Raw genomic sequence first — 22283 nt, forward strand, 5'->3', positions numbered from 1 at the left:
CATTATTTTTTTGATGTTTTACAGCGGGGGCTAACGGATAAAACGCTCCCGGGAACGGGGAACAGCAATATACTTTATAAAAAGCAAACCATCCCAAACAATACGCCCCCGCAATAGCGGGGGCCATATCAATAACAATATAATCCGGTGATTAATCTTCCTTCTTTTTGGCAGCTTTTTTTGCCGCGGCTTTCTTGGCCGGCGCCTTCTCTTTTTTGCTGGTTTCGCCTTCTTCGGCTGTTACCGCTTTTTCTTCCTTATCCTTTGCTGCAGGCTTCTTTTTAGCCGGTGCCGCTTCTGTTTCTTCCGCCACTTCCGGAGCTGCAGTTTCTTCTTCTTCTTCTGCCTGGGTTAATTTAACTTCAATATTATTTTTCTGCAGCTGATCGAACCACTTAACGATTTTCTTCATATCAGAAACATATACCCGGTCAAAATCCATATCGGCATATACCTTCTCAAAATAGGCCTTCACCGCTTTATCATCTTTTGCATCCGGCAGGGGCGTAGCATCCGCCTTCATGATATTGAATACATCTGCCAGGTTTACATTATCCCTTACTGTATAGATCTCAATGCTTTCCAGGTGGGAAAACTGATGAATGCGGGAAGACGCAAATTTGGTTGTTTTATCATTCAGGGAGCGCACAATGGCTCCGTCATTTTTACTGCTGATCAGCTCAAATAAGCCCGATAATCCACTAACAGCAACTAACTTATTATACTCCATGGTCATTTTTTAAAAGCCGCAAGATAAATGACTTTTTCTAAGAATCTGTTTAAAAATAGAATTTTCTTGATCCGGCTCCCGCCAGCGGCAAAACCGGCAGCTAATTATCAATCTTTTGAGTAGCAAACAAAAATACAAACCGAAAGTTTAAACCTTTTTCATCGTCCAATGAACTTTATCCCATATTTATGAAGCATATTGTACTATTGTTCGTTTTTGTGATGACCGGAATCGTTGTAAACAGCCAATCCATAAAGGGCACTTTAATGGACCCGGTGGAAGGCACCATTGTAAATGGCGCTACTGTGCAGTTGAAAAACGCTGCCGATGCCACTGTAAAAGCATCCACCGTTTCCGATAAAGAAGGAAAATTCAGCTTTGGCAATCTCAGCCTGGGCGCTTATATTTTATCAGCCACCTCCATTGGTTTTGAAAACCTGGACACCACCATCACGCTTTCGGATACCCTTCGGGATGTTGACCTGGGGGATGTATACATTCCCAAAAAAACCACCACCCTGCAGGGAGTAGTGATTGTTGCTACCGCTCCTGCCGTATCCCAAAAAGGAGACACTACCCAATTTAGCGCCAGCCAGTATAAGACCAACCCGGATGCCACCGTAGAGGATCTTATCAAAAAAATGCCGGGCATTACTGTAGACCGCAGCGGAAGCGTAACTGCCCAGGGAGAAGCCGTAAAAAAGGTAACGGTAGACGGAAAAGACTTTTTTGGTGATGATGCCACAATGGCGATCCGGAACCTCCCTTCTGAGGTGGTAGACAAAATACAGGTTTTTGACCGCATGAGCGACCAGGCGCAGTTAACCGGCTTTGATGACGGAAATTCCCAGAAATCGATCAACATTGTTACCAAATCCGGCATCCGGAACGGCCAATTCGGGCGTATTTTTGCGGGCTATGGCACAGACAGCCGTTATACCGCGGGCGGTAATACCAGCCTTTTTAACGGCAGCCGGCGGATCTCCCTGGTAGGAAACTTTAATAATATCAACCAGCAAAATTTTGCGCAGCAGGATCTGCTGGGTGTTACCTCAAGCGGCGGGCGCGGTGGCGGAAGAGGCGGCGGTGGGGGTGGTTACCGTGGCGGCGGTGGCGATTTTATGGTAGGCCTTACCCCCGGTATCAGCAAAACCAACGCTTTTGGCGTGAACTATGGTGATAAATGGGGAAAGAAAGTGGATGTAGCAGCCAGCTATTTCTTCAACAACCAGTACTCTACCAATGAGTCCGAAACCAATACGCAATACCTTACCAACTCCAGGTTTGTCAACAGCAAGAATTTCAATACAGCAAATAATAATAACCATCGCTTTAATATGCGTCTGGAATACAAGATTGATTCCAATAACTCCATCTATTTCATCCCCAGCCTGAGTTTCCAGAATAATAGCTCCAATGCACAATCGGAAACACATACCTACCTCTTGCCAGATGGAGGAAGCATTGACTCATTAAATAATGCGAACGGGCATTCCAGCAACAACCGGAACGGGTTCAACATCAACAACAACCTGATGTACCGCCACTCTTTTGCCAAACAGGGCAGAACCTTCTCTATCGGTTTGCAGACCTCACATAGCAAAAACGATGGCTCCGCTTTCAATTATAATATGTTGAACTATTATAACTCCGGAACGCGCCTGGACTCGCTGGTAAACCAGTATCGCAATAACAATACAAACGGGAACCAGTACCGGAGCCGTGCTACTTATACGGAACCCGTAGGCCAGCAGGGAATGTTCCAGTTTGAATATAGCTACCAGGTACAAAAAAACAAGGCAGACCAGGAAACTTTTGATTACGATGGAAACGGGTACAATGATTTTAACCAGCTGCAATCCAACAAATTTGACAACACCATTAAAACCCATACCGGTGAAGTGGATTATAGGCTTGGGAAAAGCAGGGATAACCAGTTTTCTGTAGGGCTCGATTTTGAGAACACCCTGTTGCAAAGTACCCGGGTATATCCGACTACTTCTACCGTAAATCAGACCTTTAATACGGTATTACCCAACCTGAGATGGATGAAGAAAATTGGACGGTATAGTAATTTCCGCATTTTTTACCGCATGCGCAATGACTTCCCCAGCATTAACCAGCTGCAGGACGTTGTAGACGCCAGCAATGCGTTGAGTATCAGCAGCGGTAATCCCGAACTAAAGCAAACCACCACCAACTGGGGCTCTGCAAGGTATTCTTATACAAATACCCGCAACAGCCAAAGCTTTTTTCTGAATATATTTGGCCAGCTGTCCAATAACTATATTACTACAGCTACCTATTTTCCAATGCAGGACTCCGTAATTAACGGAGTTGAGATCAAGAAAGGCGCTCAGTTCAGCAAACCTGTCAATATGAACGGGTATAAAAACCTCAATACTTTCCTAACCTATAGTCTGCCGCTGAAACCAATAAAATCAAACCTGAACATCAATACCGGGTATACCTACCAGGAGGCGCCCGGCATGATCGACTACCAAAGCACCCGCACGACCAACCAAGGTATCTCTGCCGGCCTGGTACTGGGCAGCAATGTTAGTGAATATGTGGATTTCAGCTTATCCTACAATGCCCAGTTCAACAATACTACCAGCACCGACCAGCGCACTACAGCCAACCGCTATGTAACCCAAACGGGAGGTTTTTTTGCGAACCTGCTTTCAAAAAATGGATGGTTCCTTCAAAATGACCTTTCTTACCAGAACTATTCCGGTTTGACGGCCGGCATGAATCAATCTTTCTGGCTGTGGAATGCAGGCATCGGCAAAAAATTCCTGAAAAAGCAGGCGGGAGAACTGAAGCTTTCCGTTTTTGACCTGCTAAACCAGAATCAGAGCATTTCGAGGACCGTAAATGCCAACTATATTACCGATGCCCGTAACATGGTATTGCGCCAGTACTTTATGCTCACCTTTACGTATAGCCTGCGCAATTTTGGAAAAGGAAGAACATCTACCCGTGAAGAAGGCGGTGAGCGCAGACGCGAATGGCAGGGAGGCCCTCCGGGTATGATGCACGGTGGCGGCCGCCCCGGCGGACCAATGTTTTAGCCGGTACTATTTATTTTTTTTGTAATATCGCTGAATTAACCGGTATTACATTGCTGAAAGAAGAAATACTTGTACAGGAATTAAGGCAGGGCAATGAAGCCGCGTTTAAAGAAGTGGTGGACAGCTACCAGAATATGGTTTACAACACCTGCCTGGCAATTGTAAAGAGTGAAGCCGATGCGGAGGATATTGCACAGGAAGTATTTGTACAGGTATTTCAATCGATCCACGCTTTTAAAGGGGAATCCAAATTGTCTACCTGGATCTACCGGATAGCCACCACCAAATCGCTGGACTTTGAACGGAAAAAGAAGCGGAAAAAGCGGTTTGGTTTTGTACGTAGCATTTTTGGAGACGACAGCCAGGTTGTGATAAACCCGCCGGACTTTCAGCATCCGGGCGTAGTATTGGACAAAAAGGAAAATGCTTCGATTCTGTTTAAAGCGATCGACCAACTACCTGAGAATCAGCGTATCGCATTTATTCTGAATAAAGTGGAGGGCCTTAGCTATCAGGAAGTAAGTGAAGTGTTGCAAACCTCGGTATCTTCTGTTGAATCCTTGCTACACCGGGCAAAGAACAACCTGAGAAAGATCCTCGAAAAGGATTACAAACCCCGGGAGTAAAAGAAAAGTTTAAAAAAGACGTCAAATACTATTTAATCAGATATATTTAGGGTATAGTAGGCATCATCAAACATGTTAAATCCGTTTATTGATGAAAGAACAAAATCATATAGAAGCCATCCTTAACAGCCTTGATGGTATAAAAGGAGCCGAAGCAAGGCCTTTTATGTACACAAGGGTACGGGCACGCCTGAATGAGGAATCCAATTTCTGGACAAGGACCAGCAGCATCATTGCAAAGCCGGTGGTAGCTATCTGTTGCCTGTTGTCGGTTGTTACGGTGAACGTGTATCTTATTATAGATGCAAACAGCAAGCAAAAGACCGAGACGGTATTCACAGCAGGAACAGAATCGGATATTCTGCAAAATGAAAATTTTATCCTGGCGTCCAATACCAGCTATGATTTTAACAAATAACAGGAATGAACAATTCGGCACGTAACAGAACCCTTATTTTTATCATCGCACTGCTGCTGATCACCAATCTGGCATTGCTGGCATATACCTTCTTTTTTTCAAAAAAGCCGCACCCCGAGAGGGAACGCGAAGGGTTTACTGCAGCCCTGAAAAATGAAGTGGGATTTACGGATAACCAGATCGAACAATTTAAACAACTCAAACAAAAACAATGGGCCGGCGCCAAAGCGGATATGGAACAGATCCGGAAGATAAAGCAACACCTTTTTGATCTGACCAGGCAACCCGTTGTTGCGGACAGCACGGTAGAAGCCCTCGCAGATTCTATCGCCATCCTGCAAAAACAGGCAGAAATAAAATCGTTTCATCATTTCAAAGCCACCCGCGCCATCTGCACCCCTGAGCAGCAACCAAAATATGACTCCCTCATGACCAAGATCATCCGGCAGGGCAGAAACGGGCGCCCCATTCCCCCCGGGAGCTCCAAATAAATAAAAATCACCCCCCCTTGCAACTTTCTTACCTGCAAAATACCTCTTGTAGTATATAAATGGTATCAAATAGTATAATTTTGTAACATGAGAAACAGTTTTATCCTCGTTTTAGGCCTGCTTTTGGCATTGAACACCACCCTTCATGCCCAAAAAGAAGGAGTTGCGGATAAGGTGAATACAGTCCTGGCAAAATTTGACACAACCATTAAACCAGACAAGGCAAAAAGGAGCAGTATTGAAACCATTTTTACGGATTTCTATGCGGCGCAGGATAAGCTTCGTAACAATATACAGGGTTCATCCACATTGGCGCAGGGACTGCAGCAGGACTACCAGAGCGTTCGGAAACAAAACGACCGCCTTTTTACAGAGCGGGACAGCCAGCTTAAGAAAGCGCTAAGCGCAGAAGAATATAAGAAGTGGAAAGAAGATATTGAGCCCTCCATCCGGAAAAGCGGAAAGAAATAACCTTCATTTTAATTTACGGTAAACAGGCGCAGGATATCTGTTCCTATAATGGCATCATGATCCTGCACAATGGCCACCTGCCCTCCATCACTGGCCCAAACCACGGAGTGGATTTCCTTCTTTGCAAGCGGTAACTGCGTTTTTGAAAAATCACTGATTCTTACCACGAAAGCTTCCTGTTTATTATTCGTATAAAATAGAAACCGCCCATCCGGGCTCAGCCAGGCTTTTACAAATTCAAAATCAACCGGCTTCTTTGCTATCAGCTTCCCGGCCTGATAATAAGCGAGAAAGCTGGTATCTTCCGTCATCAGGTGGTTGTCGTCCAAATAAACCAGCTGGTTCCGGGGAAGCAGCGCAAACTTGAAATCCAGGTTACTGAAATGGCGAATGCCAAACTGGTGCAGCGTATCATTACCCCGCATCAGTAAATGGGCGTACTCATTGGCAAGTCCCGGTGCCGAATCCTGCGGGCTATATACCGTAAAAGCATATTGATTGCCTGAGCCGTATACCTCCCCCATCAGGTCATACAGCCGGTGCTGGATCCTTGCACCCCGCAATAATTCTGTTTTTTTGGTAACCAGGTTGTATCTGCTAAAGGAGATGCCTGCAGCATAGGGTCCGTTTACTGCATCCCCCGTTTTGTAGATGATCCGGGCGGAATCAGTAAATACCGGCTCCATTAAAAAGCCGCGGGGAGCCGCCACAACCACCGTTGTTTTTTTTGATTGTAAATCAAAGATGCGGATATCATTTCCTCCAAGCGATCCGGCTACGATTCTTGCGTTGCCCAGGGGTTTTTCCTGGTGTGCATAGACAACCCGGTTGCTATTGGGCGAAAATCTGGGACTCCAGCCATAGTCCAGCAGCATCTGGCGGCGATTGGCCATGTTATAATACACGATAACCGGATCCAGCCGCCGGCGGGTATCGCCCCCGGCCGGAAGCAGGTTCTCCACGCCTTTTTCTGCTGCAATTGTTTTATCCTGTAAGCCGCTTGTATCACGGAGCCGTTTTACAAAAACCAGCCGATCTCCATCATTATTAATGGAAACTCCCTGGATAATAGTTCCTTTCTCAAACCACTCCAGCCGGTTTTGAACCTTTGGTGTTTGTGCTGACATACTCCCTGAAAAAAGGACCAGGAAAAACGCTGTAATCAATTTTATCAATGCTGAATTCTTTTAATTGCAATCGTATAACCTTATCAACTATATGACGCTCTCAAAACTGTTTTGTTGCTCCACGCCCCATTATTTAACTTTTTTTAGCATATCAGGGTATAAAAAACAATTGCATTCCGCCCGTTGCACAACGAAAAATAATCCCAGGGAAAAACAAACCCTATGTATAATGATTTTTTCTTACACCCGAGGAGAGTACCGGAATGCTAATACCCCAACAACTTTTTTATAGTATGCACCACCCCCTCTTCGTTATTATCAAATTCTGTAACATAGGCCGCCGCGGCAATAATCCCCGGGTGTGCGTTCTTCATGGCATAGCTGTATTTTGCTGCTTCCATCATCTCCAGGTCGTTCATATAGTCTCCAAACACCAGGGTTTGGTCGTATCCAATCCCTAACTGCTCCTGTAACAGTTTGATAGCAATGCCCTTATTGGCATTAAGGGCCGTAAAATCGAGCCAGCGCTCACCGGCAACCGCAACTTTGTATGTGGCTTCAAACTGTCTGAAATGCGGATAACTGTTGGTTTCCGCATTGACCAGGTCGCAGAGGGAGACTTTTAAAATAGGAGCTGTAACCTTTGTAAGGTCCGGAACAATCTGGTAATGCTGATAGTACTGCAATGCCTGCTGTAACAGGGTTTCATCATTATCTTCCATATAGGCCCTGTCTTTTCCACAAAGCACCGGATATACCTTATTCAGTTCCCGGGCCTTTTGCACCAGAGTGGTAACAGCCTCCGGGTCCAGCATTTTCACCAGTAATTCTTCCCCCCTGTAGGTTACAAAACTTCCGTTGTCCGATAAAAAATAAGTACGATCTTTTATGGGTGCAAACAGCGCCAGCAGGTTATGATGCGGCCGGCCGCTGGCAATACCCAACACTATGTTTTGCTGTACCAGTTGTTTTTCGAGATCCCAGAACTCCTGAGGCAGTTCTTTTTTGTCATTTAATAGAGATCCGTCCAGGTCTGTAACAATAAGCTTAATCATAAAGTGTCGCAAAGGTAGGTACCCCGCGGGAATGTGAGAATTTGAGAATTTGAAGATTTGAAAATGCGGAAATGTGGAAATGAGAGCGGGGGATTGACGAAGTCTTCGGTTTTTTGTTTGACGTTTGATGTTTTTTGTTTGACGTTTCAGGTTTCAGTTAAAGTTCCAGGTTTCAAGTTTCGGGTTGGATCGGGGTTTATACTCCATGAACTATTGACCATTGACTATCGACCATTGACTATTAACTATTCAATGCCGTTTCCTTAGCGCGCGGATCTCCAATTATATGGCTCACTTCCGATGCATCGCATTGGCATCAAGATAGAAAAAATGTTCCAGTGGCATATAGGCGCAGCGCGCCGTTAAACCTTATAATAATGAGCGCCCAAAACCTCACATAGCCGCAGCGCGGCGGTAATTTCGTCACCAGGCTTATACAAACTGCAATAATTACCGGTGCGCTGCACCTTTATTACCCGTATTGTTGCTTACTAACAGGATCAGCGCTGCGCTGCAGCTCCCCGGGGGGCAAAATTAACTTGATGCGCATGATGCCCCAAAACCCTTCCCCGTTTTACGTCTTCGGGGCTCAACATCTGGCTTAAGTAAACGACATTGATTGACCATTGCCCATTGATTCTAACCGGATATTCATACTAATTTGAAGATTTGAAAATGTGTAAATGTGTAAATGAGAGCCGGGGGATTGACGAAGTCTTCGTTTTTTAATTTGAGGTTTGAGGTTCAGTATTAACCGGGGTCTTTGTAGGTTTCAAGTTTCAGGTTGGATCCTGCTTTATACTCCATGAACTATTGACCATCGACCATCGACTATCGACCATTGATACTAACCGGCTCTTTCGTACCTTAGAAGGTTCACATCAGACATCAGACATCAGACATCAGACATCAGACATCAGACATCAGACATCAGACGTAGGAACGGATCCCAACCTGAAACCTGGAACGCTCCCTTCCCCCACTTCTACATTTTAAATTGGATATTCAACATTTGATATTCCTCCTCCGGGGAGGCCTTACCAGATCCGGATCCTGTCTTCCGGTTTTTTGTACAGCTTATCACCTTCTTTTACATCAAATGCTTTATACCAGGCATCCATATTCACCAGCGGGCCAATGGTGCGGTAAGGCCCGGGGGAATGCGGGTCCGTTAAAATGAACTGAGCGGCGGTTTCGGGAAGAATATTTCCTCTCCATACCTGCGCCCAGGCGAGGAAGAAGCGTTGGTCGGACGTAAAGCCATCTATCTTTTTATTTGATTGTCCTTGTTGGGTCATCTTAAACGCTTCGTAAGCCACGTTCATTCCACCCAGGTCGCCTATATTTTCGCCCAGGGTCAGTTTCCCATTTACATGAATAGTGTCCAGCACGGTATAGCCGTCAAACTGGCTTGCAAGCGCTGCGGCCTTCGCATCAAATTTTTTCCGGTCTTCATCTGTCCACCAGTTCCTCAGCGTACCATCTGCATCATATTTGCTTCCATTATCATCAAAGCCATGCGACATTTCATGCCCGATTACCGCACCAATCCCTCCATAATTTACGGCGTCATCTGCATTGGGGTCAAAGAAGGGAAACTGCAAGATACCGGCGGGAAAAACGATCTCATTAAGCGTAGCGCTATAATACGCATTTACCGTTGGCGGCGTCATGCCCCAGCGGTCCCTGTCTACCGGTTTTCCAAGGCGGCCGATCATAAAATGATAGCCCCAGTTATTTACACTTCTTATGTTCTGAAAAAAATTGCTACGATCGATAGTCAATCCCTCATAATTTTCCCATTTATCGGGGTAAGCAATCTTAGGCCGGAAGGCCGCCAGCTTTGCCAGCGCTTTTTCCTTAGTAGCGGCACTCATCCAATCCAGCCCTTTGATCCGGATCGCAAAGGCTTTGCGGAGATTGGCCACCAGTTCTTCCATTCTTGCTTTGGCCGCGGGTTTAAAATATTCCTTTACGTATAACTGTCCCAGCAGTTCTCCTATATTACCATCTGTTAACGAGGACATCCGCTGCCAGCGTGGTGTTTGGATCTTTTGTCCGGTGAGCGCTTGCGTAAAAGCGAAGTTCGCATTTACAAAAGCAGTGCTCAGATAGGGCGCTGCACCTTTCAGGATATTCCATTGCAGGTAAACCTTCCAGTCGTTAAGCGGAACCGTTTTTAAAAGGCCGGCAGCCTTTGTAAAAAATGCCGGGTTATTCACCAGCACACTGTCCTGGCCTTTTACGCCCAGTTCCGGCAAGGTCGTTTTCCAGTCAAGACCGGGGGTCGTTCCGGAAAGATCACCCAGCAAGAATTTATTATAGGTTTTATAGGCATCGCGCATTTCCACCCGGCTCAGCTGCGCTTCGGCCAGTTGTTTTTCAATATTAAAAATGGTTGCGGCATTTGCCGATGCCCGTTGAGAGGATGTTCCCGTCAGCTCAAACAACCTGGAAACATATTTTGCAAAAGCCGCGCGTATCTGCACCGACCGCTGATCGTCTTTTAAATAATTGTCCCTGTCTGGCAGCGATGTTCCTCCCTGGCTTAACTGGGGGATCATCACTTCCACATTCTTACGGTCCTGTCCCACGTAGAATCCATACAATGGTGATGCGATACCGTTGCTGCGGAGCTGGTTGATTTTTTGCAGCAATTCCGGCAATGTTTTTATTACGGTTATGGAAGCCAGGTCTTTTTTTATGGGATTATAGCCGAGCTTTTCAATGGCGGCACTATCCATACCTGCCGCATAAAAATCCCCTACCCGTTTTTCAACAGAACCTGCCGGGGCGCTTTTGTCGGCCCGGGCTTTCTCCAGGATCGATTTTACGGCGTTGATATTAAAATCGCGCAGTACATTAAAACTTCCCCAACGGGTTTCCTTAGCCGGCACCGGGTTATTTTTTACCCAGGTGCCGCTGGCATATTCGTAAAAATCGTTCCCGGGTTTTACTGAAGGGTCCATATTTGCAGGATCTATAAATAGCTGCTTCTGTGCCTGCAGCGGCTGGCCGGCCCATAAAAAACAGGCGCTGACGCCTGCAACCCCTATTTTTAAAATTTGATTCATTATGCAGATAAATTAGGGTGTGAAAATAAATATTTTTCAATTAGCAACGCTTGTCTGTTTTAAATTTTCAAAACAACCGCTGTTTCCCCCGGATAGAAACAGGAGCATCATTTATTCCGGTCATCAACAAGATCTCCGGGATGAGGGCTCTATTTGTTTTACAGAGCCGGCGTGTTTACCAAATCCGGATCCGGTTTCCCGGCTTCTTATACAATTTCTCCCCCGGCTTTACATCAAATGCCTGGTACCAGGCATCCGTATTCACCAGTGGGCCAATGGTCCGGTATCGGCCCGGCGGATGTTGGTTTGTAAGGATCATTTGTGCCAGGTTCATATCGTCAATATATTCCTTCCAGAGCTGTGCCCAGGAAAGAAAGAAACGCTGGTCCGGGGTAAGTCCGCCAATTTTCCGGTCCCATCTGCCTTCCCGCGTCATTTTAAAGGCATCATAAGCCACATTCAGGCCGCCCAGGTCTGCAATATTTTCTCCCAAAGTCAATCTCCCGTTTACATGAATGCTGTCCAGCACGGTATAGCCATCAAACTGCTTTACCAGCATCGCTGCTTTTGCATCAAATCGTTTCCGGTCCTCGGGGGTCCACCAGTTCCGGAGCGTGCCATCTGCATCAAACCGGCTGCCGTTATCATCAAATGCATGCGCCATTTCATGTCCTATCAGCGTACCGATTGCACCGTAGTTCACCGCGTCATCTGCATGGGGATCAAAGAAGGGGGGCTGAAGGATGCCTGCCGGAATAACCATTTCATTCCGCACCGGGTTGTAATAAGCATTCACTGCTGACGGCGTTGTTTCCCAGCGCTCCCGGTCTGCCGGTTTTCCCAACCCGCTGATCATGAAATGATATTGCCAGCTGCGCACATTTTGTATGTTTTTAAAAAATGTGCCCCGGCCTATTTCCAGCCCCTGGTAGTTTTCCCATTTATCCGGGTGGCCAATTTTGAGGCGGATGGCCGCCAGCTTGGACAATGCTTTTTGTTTGGTAGCTGTCCCCATCCAGTTCAGCCCCTTTATCCTTATTTCAAATGCTTTTCTCAGGTTGGCTACCATTTCTTCCACCCTGACTTTTGTTGCCGGCTCAAAATATTCCTTTACATACAACTGCCCCAGCAGCTCTCCGATGCTGCCATCGGTTAATGCGGAAAGCCACTCCCCGCGCGGTGTACCCAGCCTTTTATCAGGTGTCGTAAAAGCCAGATTTGCCCTTGTAAAAGGAGCACTCAAATATGGGGCTGCTTCTTTCAGAATGTTCCATTTCAAATACAGTTTCCAACTATCAAGCGGAATCGTTTTTAACAGCCCGGCTATTGCAGTAAAAAATGCGGGGCTGCTTACCAGCACACTATCCTGTTCTTTTACTTCCAGTTCTGCAAGGATTGTTCTCCAGTTCAGCCCCGGCGTGATCCCGGAAAGATCGTCCAGGTAAAATTTATTATACGTTTTAGTGATATCCCGCATTTCTACGGGGTCCGGCTGGGCTGCCGCCAGTTGTTTTTCTATATTAAAAATAATTGCCGCATGGGCGGGTGCCTCTCTGGAAGAAGCGCGCGTTAAATCCAGCAGTGTGGAAATGTATTTTAAATATCTTTTGCGGAGCTCAACGGAGTGCGCATCATCCTTTAAATAATTGTTCTTATGCGCCAATGTGGTGCCACCCTGTTCCAGGTAGGAGATGGTAACTGTTGTACTTTTGGGGTCCGGAACCACAAAAAAACCATAAAGAGGGTAAGCGATACCGTTGATACGGAGCGCATTCATTTTTTTGACCAGTTCCGGTAAGGTCTTTATGGCATCAACCGCTGCCAGCTCGTTCTTTATGGGTACAGACCCCAGTTTTTCAATCGTCACTGTGTCCATCCCTGCTGCATAAAAATCGCCCACCCGTTTTTCTACCGAACCGGCCGGTGTTTTTTTGTTGGCACTGGCTTTCTCCAGTATTGATTTTAAGGCTTTCGCATTAAAACCCTGCAGAAGTAAAAAACTATTTCCATACTGGTCTTTGGGCCAGGGGTTGTTTTGAACCTGAATACCGAAGGCATAGTTATAAAAATCATTGCCCGGCTTCAGGGAAGCCTCTTTTGTTGCCAGGGTAGCAGCAGGTTGCTTTTTCCGGGTCAGCAAAATCGCAGTTGCAAATAAAAGGCCTGCTCCAGCCGCCCATATTCCCGTTTTTATAAAGCGGTTCATTTTGTGTACCAGGTTTTTATAAAGATAAATAATTTCCCATCGGGGATCCCTCCCTGTTTTAAGTGTGCATTTCATGGTGCATAACCCGTTCAAAACCGGGATCATGGGTGAACAACTACCTTTTTTAGTGCATAAATTTGTTCATAATAGCTGCAAAACAATAGGAATAAAAATTTGGAAACGGCCGTTTGCAGATCGTATCTTCAAATTGCATTTGATGAGAACAATTAATTTATTAGGCGGTTTTGTTAAATGCACCAACAGATTCTTTGACATCCTGGTTTTAGCAGCACAGCCATTCACCAGCTACAATGCAGGTGTGCGGCGGGTCCTGATACCGGGAAATCAGAAATCGTCTTCGCTTAATACAGCATGGACGGGGGCCCTTATCAAAGGTTAAACAGCGGAAGTACCGAAAGGCATGGAGGCGTTTGGCCCGAGGTAAGCGCAAAAGCCCGCCCGGAATTTTAAGCAAAAAAGCATCGGGTTAGTAAGTGACAAATCAGGAAACTGGTTTTGAAACAAAACGCGATGCTTTTTTTATGTCCCAACCCGCCGGTATTGCCCGTTTTCTACTCACTGGATCAACAGAGCGTTTGAGATACATTTCCTTGTTACCAGACCTGAAACTTGAAACATTAAACCTGAAACCGCTATTCTTTATCCGCCAATTCGCTGATCAGCTCAGCCACCAGTGCCGACCAGCCGGTTTGATGACTGGCACCCAGTCCGCGGCCGGAATCTCCATTAAAGTATTCATAAAACAGGATCAGGTCCTGATTTTCGGGAAGATTGAAAAACCAGTTGTACTCCCCATATATAGGACGGTTGCCATCCTTGTCTTTTTGAAACAGGCTGATCACCCGCCGGGACAATTCCGTTGAAATATGGAACAGGTTCATCTTATTGCCGGACCCTGTAGGATATTCCATCAGGAACGAATCATGATAAAACTTGCCCAGCCTTCTTATGGATTGGATGATGATAAAATTGATCGGGATCCACACCGGTCCGCGCCAGTTGGAGTTACCGCCAAACATATCGGATGTGGAATCACCCGGGTCATACTGGATAGAATGCACTTCCCCGTTAATGGTAACCGAGTAGGGATGGGCCTCATGATACTTCGACAATGCCCGGATGCCGCCTTCGGATAAAAATTCACTTTCATCCAGCAAGCGCGTCAACAGGGCCTTTAGCCGGTCGCGCTGCACCAGCGACATCAGCATTTCTTCACCATCGCCTTTTTCTTCATTGGGCCAGAAGAGATCGTTTTTCAGCCGGTAATTTTTAAACCAGCTAAACCGTTTCTTAAAGTCGGGCAGCTTTTCAAAAACGTCCCGGGTCATGATGTTCACCGCATACAGGGAGGTTAAGCCCACAATAGAGCGAATCTTCAGCGGCTGGGGCGGCGCATCCCGCATACACAATACATCATAAAAGAACTGGTCTTCCTCGTTCCACAATACATGATCATTTAATGCTTCTGCTATTAAAACAAAGTGCTCAAAGAACTTGGTCACCATATCTTCAAAAGAAGGATCCACCACCGCTATCTCCAACGCAATATCCATCATATTGAGGGCATAGATCCCCATCCAGCTGGTACCATCCGCCTGCTCCAGCTGAATCTCCCCTTTATCATGATAGCTGCGATTAAACACCCCGATATTATCCAGCCCCAAAAAGCCGCCTTCAAAAATATTATCGCCCTTCAGGTCTTTCCGGTTGATCCACCAGGTAAAATTGATAGTTAGTTTATTAAATACTTTTTTGAGGAAATCGATATCCCCCTTTCCCTTCATCTTTTTTTCAATTTCATAGATCTCCATCGCCGCCCATGCCTGCACGGGCGGGTTTACATCACTAAAATTCCATTCGTAGGAAGGCAGCTGTCCATCCGGCTTTGTAAACCACTCCCGCATCAGCAGCAGTAACTGGTTTTTTGCAAATACCGGGTCTACCACCGCCATGGAAATACACTGGAACGACTGATCCCAGGCTGCATACCAGGGATACTCCCATTTATCGGGCATAGAAATAATGTCCTGGTTTTTGAGGTGCGTCCAGTCACTGTTCCTTCCGGTTAGCCGCGAGGGAACGATGGGGGTAATACCATCCGATACGCTGAGCCACCGCTCCACATCATAATGATAATACTGCTTACTCCAAAGCAAACCGGCAAGGGCCTGGCGCTGCACTTTTGCCATGCCGGGGTTTACACCCCTTGGAAAAATGGCCTTATAGAACGCATCCGCCTCCGCCCGCCGTTTATCAAACAGCTGCATAAACCCATCATCAAAGGGATGCGCCGTTGATTGGTTGGTAAGCCGGCAATAAAGGGAAATGGTCTCACCGGCATTGACGGTGCGCTTAAACACGGGTGCAAAGCGGGTGCCGTGTTTCCGGCTGCGCAGCTTCTCTGTATTTTTGCCTTCAATAATCGCATCCTGGAACGCATCTTTTACAAAGATCCCGTTGTTATTGGGCAGGCCAAAAAGTTTTTCAAAATTTGTTTCATTATCTGTAAACAGCGCATCATCTGCCCCCTGAAAATAGAAATAATAATTGCCGATGCGGTTGTGCTGTGCCAGAACGGTCTGATCATCAACGAAGGAAATATCCGGAACGGCGGTATTGGATCCGTTGGACCATCTGTTATAAAACCAGAGCAGGGGCAGCACGGTTATAGGAGCGGCCTTGTTGTAGCGGTTGGTTATATTGATCCGAATAGCGATGTCGGTACTGTGCTCCTTGGCATAGGTAACCTGTACATCAAAATACTGCCGGTCGTTAAAGGCGCCGGTATCCAATATTTCGTATTCGGTTTCATTCTTCCCGCGGCCGCGATTTTCTTCCCGCAATTGCTCGTAAGGAAATGCCTGCTGGGGATATTTATACAGGTATTCCATGTAATAGTGCGTAGGCAGGTTGTCCAGGTAAAAATAGAGTTCTTTTACATCCTCTCCATGGTTGCCTTCATTATTGCCCAACCCAAATAAACGCTCTTTCAGAATATGGTCCTGCCCGTTCCACAGGGAGATGGCAAAACAAAGATTTTGAAAATAGTCCGATATGCCGGCCAGGCCATCTTCGCCCCAGAGATAGGCCCTGCTGTTGGCATGGTCAAAAGGAAAATAATTCCAGGTATCTCCATTCTGGCTATAGTCTTCCCTTACCGTTCCCCACTGGCGCTCGCTCACATAGGGCCCCCATTGCTCCAATGGGATGGCTTTTTTGGCATTTGCCGCAAGGCGTTTATGTTCTTCCGTCATGAGTGTTCAAATTAAATAAAAGCCCCCATATCCCTAAATATGGAGGCTGCAAAAATATCTTTTTTAAAATAAAAGCCTTTACCCGCTGTTTAGTAATACTTATAAACGTTGTAAAGCACTTTTTTGTCGTAATCCGTCAACATGGGGGTGCTGTCGTTTTGTATAAAATGCAGTTTAAATGCCTGGATGGCATCGGCGGGAATTGCCGTATTATATCCAATCACTCTTAATGCCAGCAACGCATTAAAATCGGCGGGCGGCTCCGAGAGATTGGCGGAATCATACCAATAGCCAAAACCTGCATCTGCCAGGCGTTTCCAGGGAAAATATTTACTGGGGTCGTTTTTGCGTACGGGCGCAATATCGGAATGCGCAATAAAGTTGGCCTGCGGGATACCGAATTTATCTTTCAGGTAATCCAGCAATTTCAGCAGGGCGCTGATCTGTGCATCCGGAAATGGCTCTTTACCATTATTATCGATCTCAATACCGATGCTGCAGGAGTTCATATCGGTAACAGCGCCCCATTTGCTTTTACCGGCGTGCCAGGCCCTGAAATATTCATTGAGCATCTGGTAGGTAATACCATCCTTTCCTACTACAAAATGCGCACTTACCCCGGTACGGGTAACGGAGAACGTGAACAGGGTTTGCTCTGCGTTGTCCTGAGCTGTATGATGCAGGATGACAAAATTGGGTTTGCGGTTATCAAAATTTACAGTAGTGTACCACCGGGAGTTAATGGCCGGGTTTTGCGGGTTGGGCACCACGGCCATTTGCTTAAACAGGTTTTCTGTTGTTTTATAATAGGCCGATTTTGCAGAAGTCTGTTGAATACTGTCTGTAATATACCGGTAATAAGCCGGGGAGCGATAACCTGCGGCTTTTGCATCAGCTGCCGTTACGGTAGCCGCTTCCTCCTTACGCCTTTCTACTGCCGTGTTTACTTTCCGGGTATCCTCTTCTTTTGTTTCTTTTCTTCGGGTGATCTGTTCGGGCCTGGAAAAAGTGGTTTGGCCGGAGCCCCGGTCGTTATTTTGCGTCGGTTGCCGGTTAGCGGGCGTTGATGTCCTGGACAACACATTCCTTCGGGCGGGTTGTGAAGTGCCGCAGGCGTACAGCAACACCATCAACAATGCCATTCTAAATAATGCTTTGCTGCTCAACATTTCTGATCGTTTCATTCAATGAATCTAAAAAATAAGGCCGTTTCCTTAGTGAAAGTAACGAAAATCCTCGTAAAATGGCCGATACCGCCCAAAATTGTGCATTCGAACAATTTATTTTATGATTTTGTTAATGCAGTATTACCTTTAGAAAAAAAATTTATGGCTGCAAGATTTGGTATGATCGGATTGGGAACAATGGGTCGGAACCTGGTATTAAACATTGCGGATCATGGGTTTGAAGTTTGCGGTTACGACCGTGATGAGCACCAGCGTAAAATCACCGAAGAGGCTGGAAAAGACAAACCCGTTTCCACCGCCGCTTCTTCCGCAGAGCTGGTGGCAAAACTGGAAACGCCCCGTATCATTATGCTGCTGGTGCCGGCCGGCAAAATTGTAGATGCCGTGATTGGCGAACTGGTGCCGCAATTGCAAAAGGGCGATATCCTGATCGATGGTGGCAATTCCCATTTTGTTGACACCGAAAGAAGGTACCAGGAACTGCAAAACTCCGGGATCCATTTCATCGGGATGGGCGTTTCCGGCGGTGAGGATGGGGCCCGCTTTGGGCCCAGCATGATGCCGGGAGGAAACAAAGAAAGCTATGAACTGGTAAAAGATATTCTTGAATCCATTGCCGCGAAAGCAGAAGGCGAACCCTGTGTTGCCTATATGGGGCATACCGCTGCGGGGCACTATGTAAAAATGGTGCACAACGGTATTGAATATGCCGTAATGCAGATGATCAGCGAGGTATATGGGTTGCTGAAGAACGAAGGCATGACCAATGCACAGTTTGCCGGCCTGTTTGAGGAATGGAACCAGGGCGAACTGCAATCCTTCCTTATCGAGATCACTGCTTCTATTTTTAAAGAGAAAGATCCCGGAACCGGCAAAGACCTGATCGATCTGATCCTGGATAAAGCCAAACAAAAAGGAACGGGTTTATGGACCTCCGAAAGCTCGCTGGAGCTTAATGTGCCCCTGCCCACCATCGACATTGCCGTTTCCATGCGCTACCTGTCGGCACTTAAAGACGAACGCAGGGCTTTTTCGAAGCTCTACGATCACCAGAATCAAAAAACCGGTACCGGCCTGGATGCACTTAAAAATACCTGCCGGGATGCGCTCCATTTTTCGTTTATGCTGGCCTATGCCCAGGGGTTAGAGCTGCTGCAGGTAGCATCGGCCCATTACAACTACGAAATCGATATTAAAACGGTGGTAAAAGTATGGCGGGGGGGGTGTATCATCCGCTCGGTATTACTGAAGGATCTGTTCAACGCCTATGAAAAGGAACCCAACCTGTCCAACATTATCGGTTCCATACAATTTTCCGGCGTATTGAAAGAAAAGCGCAGGGCGATGGTGCAATTCCTCAAAACAGCCATGGACGCGGGTGTAGCCGCGTCATCCATCTCTTCTATATTGAACTATTTTGATGCCTATACAACGGAGCGTTTGCCCGCCAACCTGATACAGGCACAACGTGACCTGTTTGGCGCACATACGTATGAGCGTATTGACAAGCCGGGAAGCTTTCATACGGACTGGCCGTATACACCGGCAGAGGCGCAATAATTTTCGCCACGAAGGCGCTAAGACGCAAAGAAACACGAAGATTTCTAAAGTCGTAAATCCCTTTGTGACTCCTTGTGGCATTCACTTCTTTTCTTAACTTTATGCTCATTAACGAACCTAAAAAACATCAAAATGAGCAACAGTTTTTATGCCTATCGGGAAGCATTGGCCAAACAAATAGTAGATATTGCCTATACCATTCATTATGAACTGGGACCTGGTTTATTGGAATCCGTTTACCAAACATGTTTTTGTTACGAACTTTCCAAAAGAAACATACGATTCATCCAACAAAGGAAAGTTCCCATAAAATATGATGATTTAGAATTCCCCGAAGGACTAAGATTAGATATCCTCATCAACGACCTCATCATTGTAGAGTTAAAAGCACAGGAAAACTATCATCCTGTATGAGAAGCGCAATTATTGAGTTATCTTAAACTTTCCGATAAGAGCCACGGGTTTATTATCAATTTCTCCGTACCGCTGATCAAAAACGGGATAAAGAGAATGATTCTTTAATCGTTTCGCTACGGAGGCGCTAAAACACTAAGAAACACGAAGGTTCCTAATGCCATATAACTCCTTTGTGCATCTTTGTGCCTTGGGGTCTTCGTGGCACTATTGCATCTTTTACACATTCCTTTGCGTACCTTAGTGGCTTCGTGACTTTGTGGCACAAAAAATAAACCGTTTATATGAGCTTTAAACAAACACCCGCCAATATTGTGATTTTCGGCGGTTTTGGAGACCTTTCCTGGAGAAAACTGATCCCTGCTTTTTACAACCTGTTTATCCATGGCTATATGCCGGAAGCGTTTGCGATCTATGCCGTACATTACCAGGGTATGCCCGAAGATTCTTTTGAAAAGCATATGCTGGAGGGCGTAAATAATTTTTCCAGGAGCGGGAAGGCCAAACCCGAGCAATGGGATCAATTTATCAGGAAACTCTATTTTTTCCAGGGCGATTTTACACTGGATGATACCTATACCCGCCTCAAAACCATTTTAAATAAGAATGATAAGGACTGGAAGAAACGCGCCACCCGTCTGTTTTATTATTCTGTGGCACCGATGTTCATTGATCCTATTTCCAAATCCATATCTAAATACAAACTGGCGCCACAACCCAATAAGGACCGCATTGTAGTGGAAAAACCCTTTGGTACCGACCTGGTATCTGCAAAGGCTTTAAACAAACTGCTCAAAAATAATTTTGAAGAGAAGCAGATCTACCGTATCGATCATTACCTGGGCAAGGAAGTGGTGCAGAACCTGCTGGCCTTCCGTTTTGCCAACTATATTTTTGAACCGCTATGGAACCGGAACTTTATTGAAAATGTACAGATCAGCGTAACCGAACAGGTAAGCGTGGGTACGCGCGGCAGCTATTATGATAAAAGCGGCGCCCTGCGCGATATGATCCAGAACCACCTGATGCAGCTGCTTTCCGTGGTAGGTATGGATTGTCCGAAAGGCAATAATGCAGAATCCATTCGCAATGAAAAAGTAAAAGTGCTTAAAAATGTACGTCCTTTTACAGCCGCTACGGTGGCTTCAGATGTGGTGCGGGCACAATATACGGCCGGTGAAGTGGATGGACAGCACCAGCAGGGCTATCTCCAGGAAACCAGTATTACCAAGGGTTCCACAACGGAAACTTATGCAGCGGCCAAACTTTATATCGACAATGACCGCTGGAAAGGCGTTCCCTTTTACCTGCGCACAGGTAAGTGTTTGCAAAAACAATCCTCCCTGATCGTGATCACTTTCAAAGATTCGCCCTTTAAAATATTCAAAGATGACGTGACGCCCAACCAGCTCATCATCAGCATACAACCGGAACAAGAGATCACCCTGTTGTTTGAAGGGAAAGTGCCAGGGCCTGTAATGAAACTAAAGCCCGTTGAAATGGACTTCACTTACTACGAATCGTTTACCGAGCAGCCGCCCGAAGCCTATGAAACCCTGTTGCTGGATGCACTGGAAGGTGATGCCACCCAGTTTATGCGCGCCGACCAGGTGGAAACTGCCTGGAGCATTGTAATGCCCATTTTACAGGAATGGGAAAAGAACGGAAAAGTTGGGCTGGAAAAATACCCCGCCGGAAGCTGGGGCCCCAAAAAAGCAGAACAACTGATCAAAAAAGATGGCTTCCAATGGGTACTGATGCCGCCGCCAAATGGCAGAGACCGCTATATTTGCAAAGAACGCAGAAAAGAAATTAAATCATGAGCAACCCGATTCAACTTATTTGGAAAGACAAAGAAGCATTAAGCATTGCAGCTGCTTATCATTTTGTGAGCGCCGCGGCAAAAAGCATTGCAGCCAGCGGCCGCTTTACCGTAGCCTTCTCTGGTGGCAGCACGCCCAAAAGATTGTTTGAAATACTGGCTACGCCTGCCTTCAGCAATAATATTGATTGGAAAAAAGTATTTATTTTTTGGAGCGATGAACGTTTTGTACCGCATACCAGCGATGAAAGCAACTATAAGATGAGCAGGACCGCATTGCTGGATCATATTAAAATTCCCCGGAAAAATATTTTTGCCACGCCTACCAAGGGAGCACCTGCGGCCTGTGCCGCAGACTATGAAATCAGTGTGAAAGCTGTGCTTGGCAGAAGTGCGCAGTTCGATCTGACCCTGTTGGGCATGGGAGATGACGGGCATACCGCTTCCCTGTTTCCCGGCACCACCATCTTAACCGAAACAAAGCGACTGGTAAAAGAAGTATGGGTAGACAGCAAGCAAACCTGGCGCATCAGCTTTACCTATACCCTTATCAATAAAAGCAAGGAAGTGGTGCTGCTGGTGGGCGATGCTAATAAATACCCTATACTGAAAAAGATTTTTGCGAAGAACGCCAAACATCTTTACCCGGTACAGGGTGTAGCGCCGCAGAAAGGGCAAACCATCTGGATGCTGGATGAAGCCGCAGTTACAGGAAAATAAGCCCGGTTAAAATTCATTTTCAAGTTTCAGTCA

16 protein-coding genes and 1 pseudogene are annotated in these 22283 nt (G+C 46.2%); 10 read left to right on the forward strand and 7 right to left on the reverse strand.

The window, feature by feature from the left end; genetic code table 11:
* Positions 1 to 151: 151 nt before the first annotated feature.
* Positions 152 to 730, reverse strand: a complete 579-nt coding sequence (locus tag GGU45_RS05855; protein ID WP_435222858.1) for a DUF5606 family protein — start codon at positions 728 to 730, stop codon at positions 152 to 154.
* A 188-nt stretch (positions 731 to 918) separates the two neighbouring features.
* On the opposite strand from GGU45_RS05855, the gene GGU45_RS05860 reads away from it, so the two are divergent.
* The 5 genes from GGU45_RS05860 (at position 919) to GGU45_RS05880 (ending at position 5810) form a co-directional block, all read left to right on the forward strand.
* Entirely contained in the window at positions 919 to 3804 is a 2886-nt protein-coding gene (locus GGU45_RS05860) for an outer membrane beta-barrel protein (RefSeq protein ID WP_435222860.1), read from the forward strand.
* A 50-nt stretch (positions 3805 to 3854) separates the two neighbouring features.
* Positions 3855 to 4430: an RNA polymerase sigma factor gene (locus GGU45_RS05865; protein WP_435222862.1), complete on the forward strand. Its 576-nt coding sequence runs from the start codon at positions 3855 to 3857 to the stop codon at positions 4428 to 4430.
* A 91-nt stretch (positions 4431 to 4521) separates the two neighbouring features.
* The gene (locus tag GGU45_RS05870; protein ID WP_435222864.1) at positions 4522 to 4848 is read left to right on the forward strand and encodes a hypothetical protein; all 327 of its coding nucleotides are present in this window, start codon (positions 4522 to 4524) and stop codon (positions 4846 to 4848) included.
* Between the two features lie 5 nt (positions 4849 to 4853).
* Positions 4854 to 5339, forward strand: a complete 486-nt coding sequence (locus tag GGU45_RS05875; RefSeq protein ID WP_435222866.1) for a Spy/CpxP family protein refolding chaperone — start codon at positions 4854 to 4856, stop codon at positions 5337 to 5339.
* A gap of 87 nt (positions 5340 to 5426) precedes the next feature.
* Positions 5427 to 5810: a hypothetical protein gene (locus GGU45_RS05880; protein ID WP_435222868.1), complete on the forward strand. Its 384-nt coding sequence runs from the start codon at positions 5427 to 5429 to the stop codon at positions 5808 to 5810.
* Between the two features lie 8 nt (positions 5811 to 5818).
* Here the strand turns inward: GGU45_RS05880 and GGU45_RS05885 are convergent, their stop codons facing one another.
* From GGU45_RS05885 to GGU45_RS05900, 4 genes are all read right to left on the reverse strand, one after another.
* A complete protein-coding gene (locus tag GGU45_RS05885) occupies positions 5819 to 6937 on the reverse strand; it encodes a TolB-like translocation protein (protein WP_435222870.1) in 1119 nt (372 codons plus the stop codon).
* A gap of 266 nt (positions 6938 to 7203) precedes the next feature.
* Entirely contained in the window at positions 7204 to 7992 is a 789-nt protein-coding gene (locus GGU45_RS05890; RefSeq protein ID WP_435222872.1) for an HAD family hydrolase, read from the reverse strand.
* A gap of 1037 nt (positions 7993 to 9029) precedes the next feature.
* Positions 9030 to 11066: a M13 family metallopeptidase gene (locus GGU45_RS05895; RefSeq protein ID WP_435222874.1), complete on the reverse strand. Its 2037-nt coding sequence runs from the start codon at positions 11064 to 11066 to the stop codon at positions 9030 to 9032.
* Between the two features lie 175 nt (positions 11067 to 11241).
* Positions 11242 to 13272: a M13 family metallopeptidase gene (locus GGU45_RS05900; protein WP_435222876.1), complete on the reverse strand. Its 2031-nt coding sequence runs from the start codon at positions 13270 to 13272 to the stop codon at positions 11242 to 11244.
* Positions 13273 to 13375: 103 nt separating this feature from the next.
* Here GGU45_RS05900 and GGU45_RS05905 point away from each other — a divergent pair, with 103 nt between their 5' ends.
* A complete protein-coding gene (locus GGU45_RS05905) occupies positions 13376 to 13672 on the forward strand; it encodes a hypothetical protein (RefSeq protein ID WP_435222878.1) in 297 nt (98 codons plus the stop codon).
* A 253-nt stretch (positions 13673 to 13925) separates the two neighbouring features.
* Here GGU45_RS05905 and GGU45_RS05910 read toward each other — a convergent pair whose 3' ends face one another.
* Positions 13926 to 16547, reverse strand: coding sequence for an MGH1-like glycoside hydrolase domain-containing protein (locus GGU45_RS05910; RefSeq protein ID WP_435222880.1), 2622 nt, complete (start codon positions 16545 to 16547; stop codon positions 13926 to 13928).
* Between the two features lie 89 nt (positions 16548 to 16636).
* Positions 16637 to 17731, reverse strand: a complete 1095-nt coding sequence (locus GGU45_RS05915) for an N-acetylmuramoyl-L-alanine amidase (protein WP_435222882.1) — start codon at positions 17729 to 17731, stop codon at positions 16637 to 16639.
* A gap of 144 nt (positions 17732 to 17875) precedes the next feature.
* Between GGU45_RS05915 and gnd the strand changes: the two genes are divergently transcribed.
* From gnd to pgl, 4 genes and pseudogenes are all read left to right on the forward strand, one after another.
* Positions 17876 to 19294, forward strand: coding sequence for an NADP-dependent phosphogluconate dehydrogenase (gene gnd / locus GGU45_RS05920; RefSeq protein ID WP_435222884.1), 1419 nt, complete (start codon positions 17876 to 17878; stop codon positions 19292 to 19294).
* 132 nt (positions 19295 to 19426) lie between these two features.
* Positions 19427 to 19816 (forward strand): annotated as a pseudogene (locus GGU45_RS05925) (GxxExxY protein).
* Between the two features lie 176 nt (positions 19817 to 19992).
* On the forward strand, positions 19993 to 21531 hold the full coding sequence (gene zwf, locus GGU45_RS05930; protein ID WP_435222886.1) for a glucose-6-phosphate dehydrogenase: 1539 nt from the start codon (positions 19993 to 19995) through the stop codon (positions 21529 to 21531).
* Positions 21528 to 22250 (forward strand): 6-phosphogluconolactonase, encoded by a 723-nt coding sequence (gene pgl / locus GGU45_RS05935; RefSeq protein WP_435222888.1) that lies wholly within the window; start codon positions 21528 to 21530, stop codon positions 22248 to 22250. The genes zwf and pgl overlap by 4 nt, the downstream gene beginning before the upstream one ends.
* Positions 22251 to 22283 lie beyond the last annotated feature (33 nt).

It is taken from the genome of Niabella hirudinis (assembly GCF_051201075.1).
Lineage (GTDB): Bacteria > Bacteroidota > Bacteroidia > Chitinophagales > Chitinophagaceae > Niabella > Niabella hirudinis.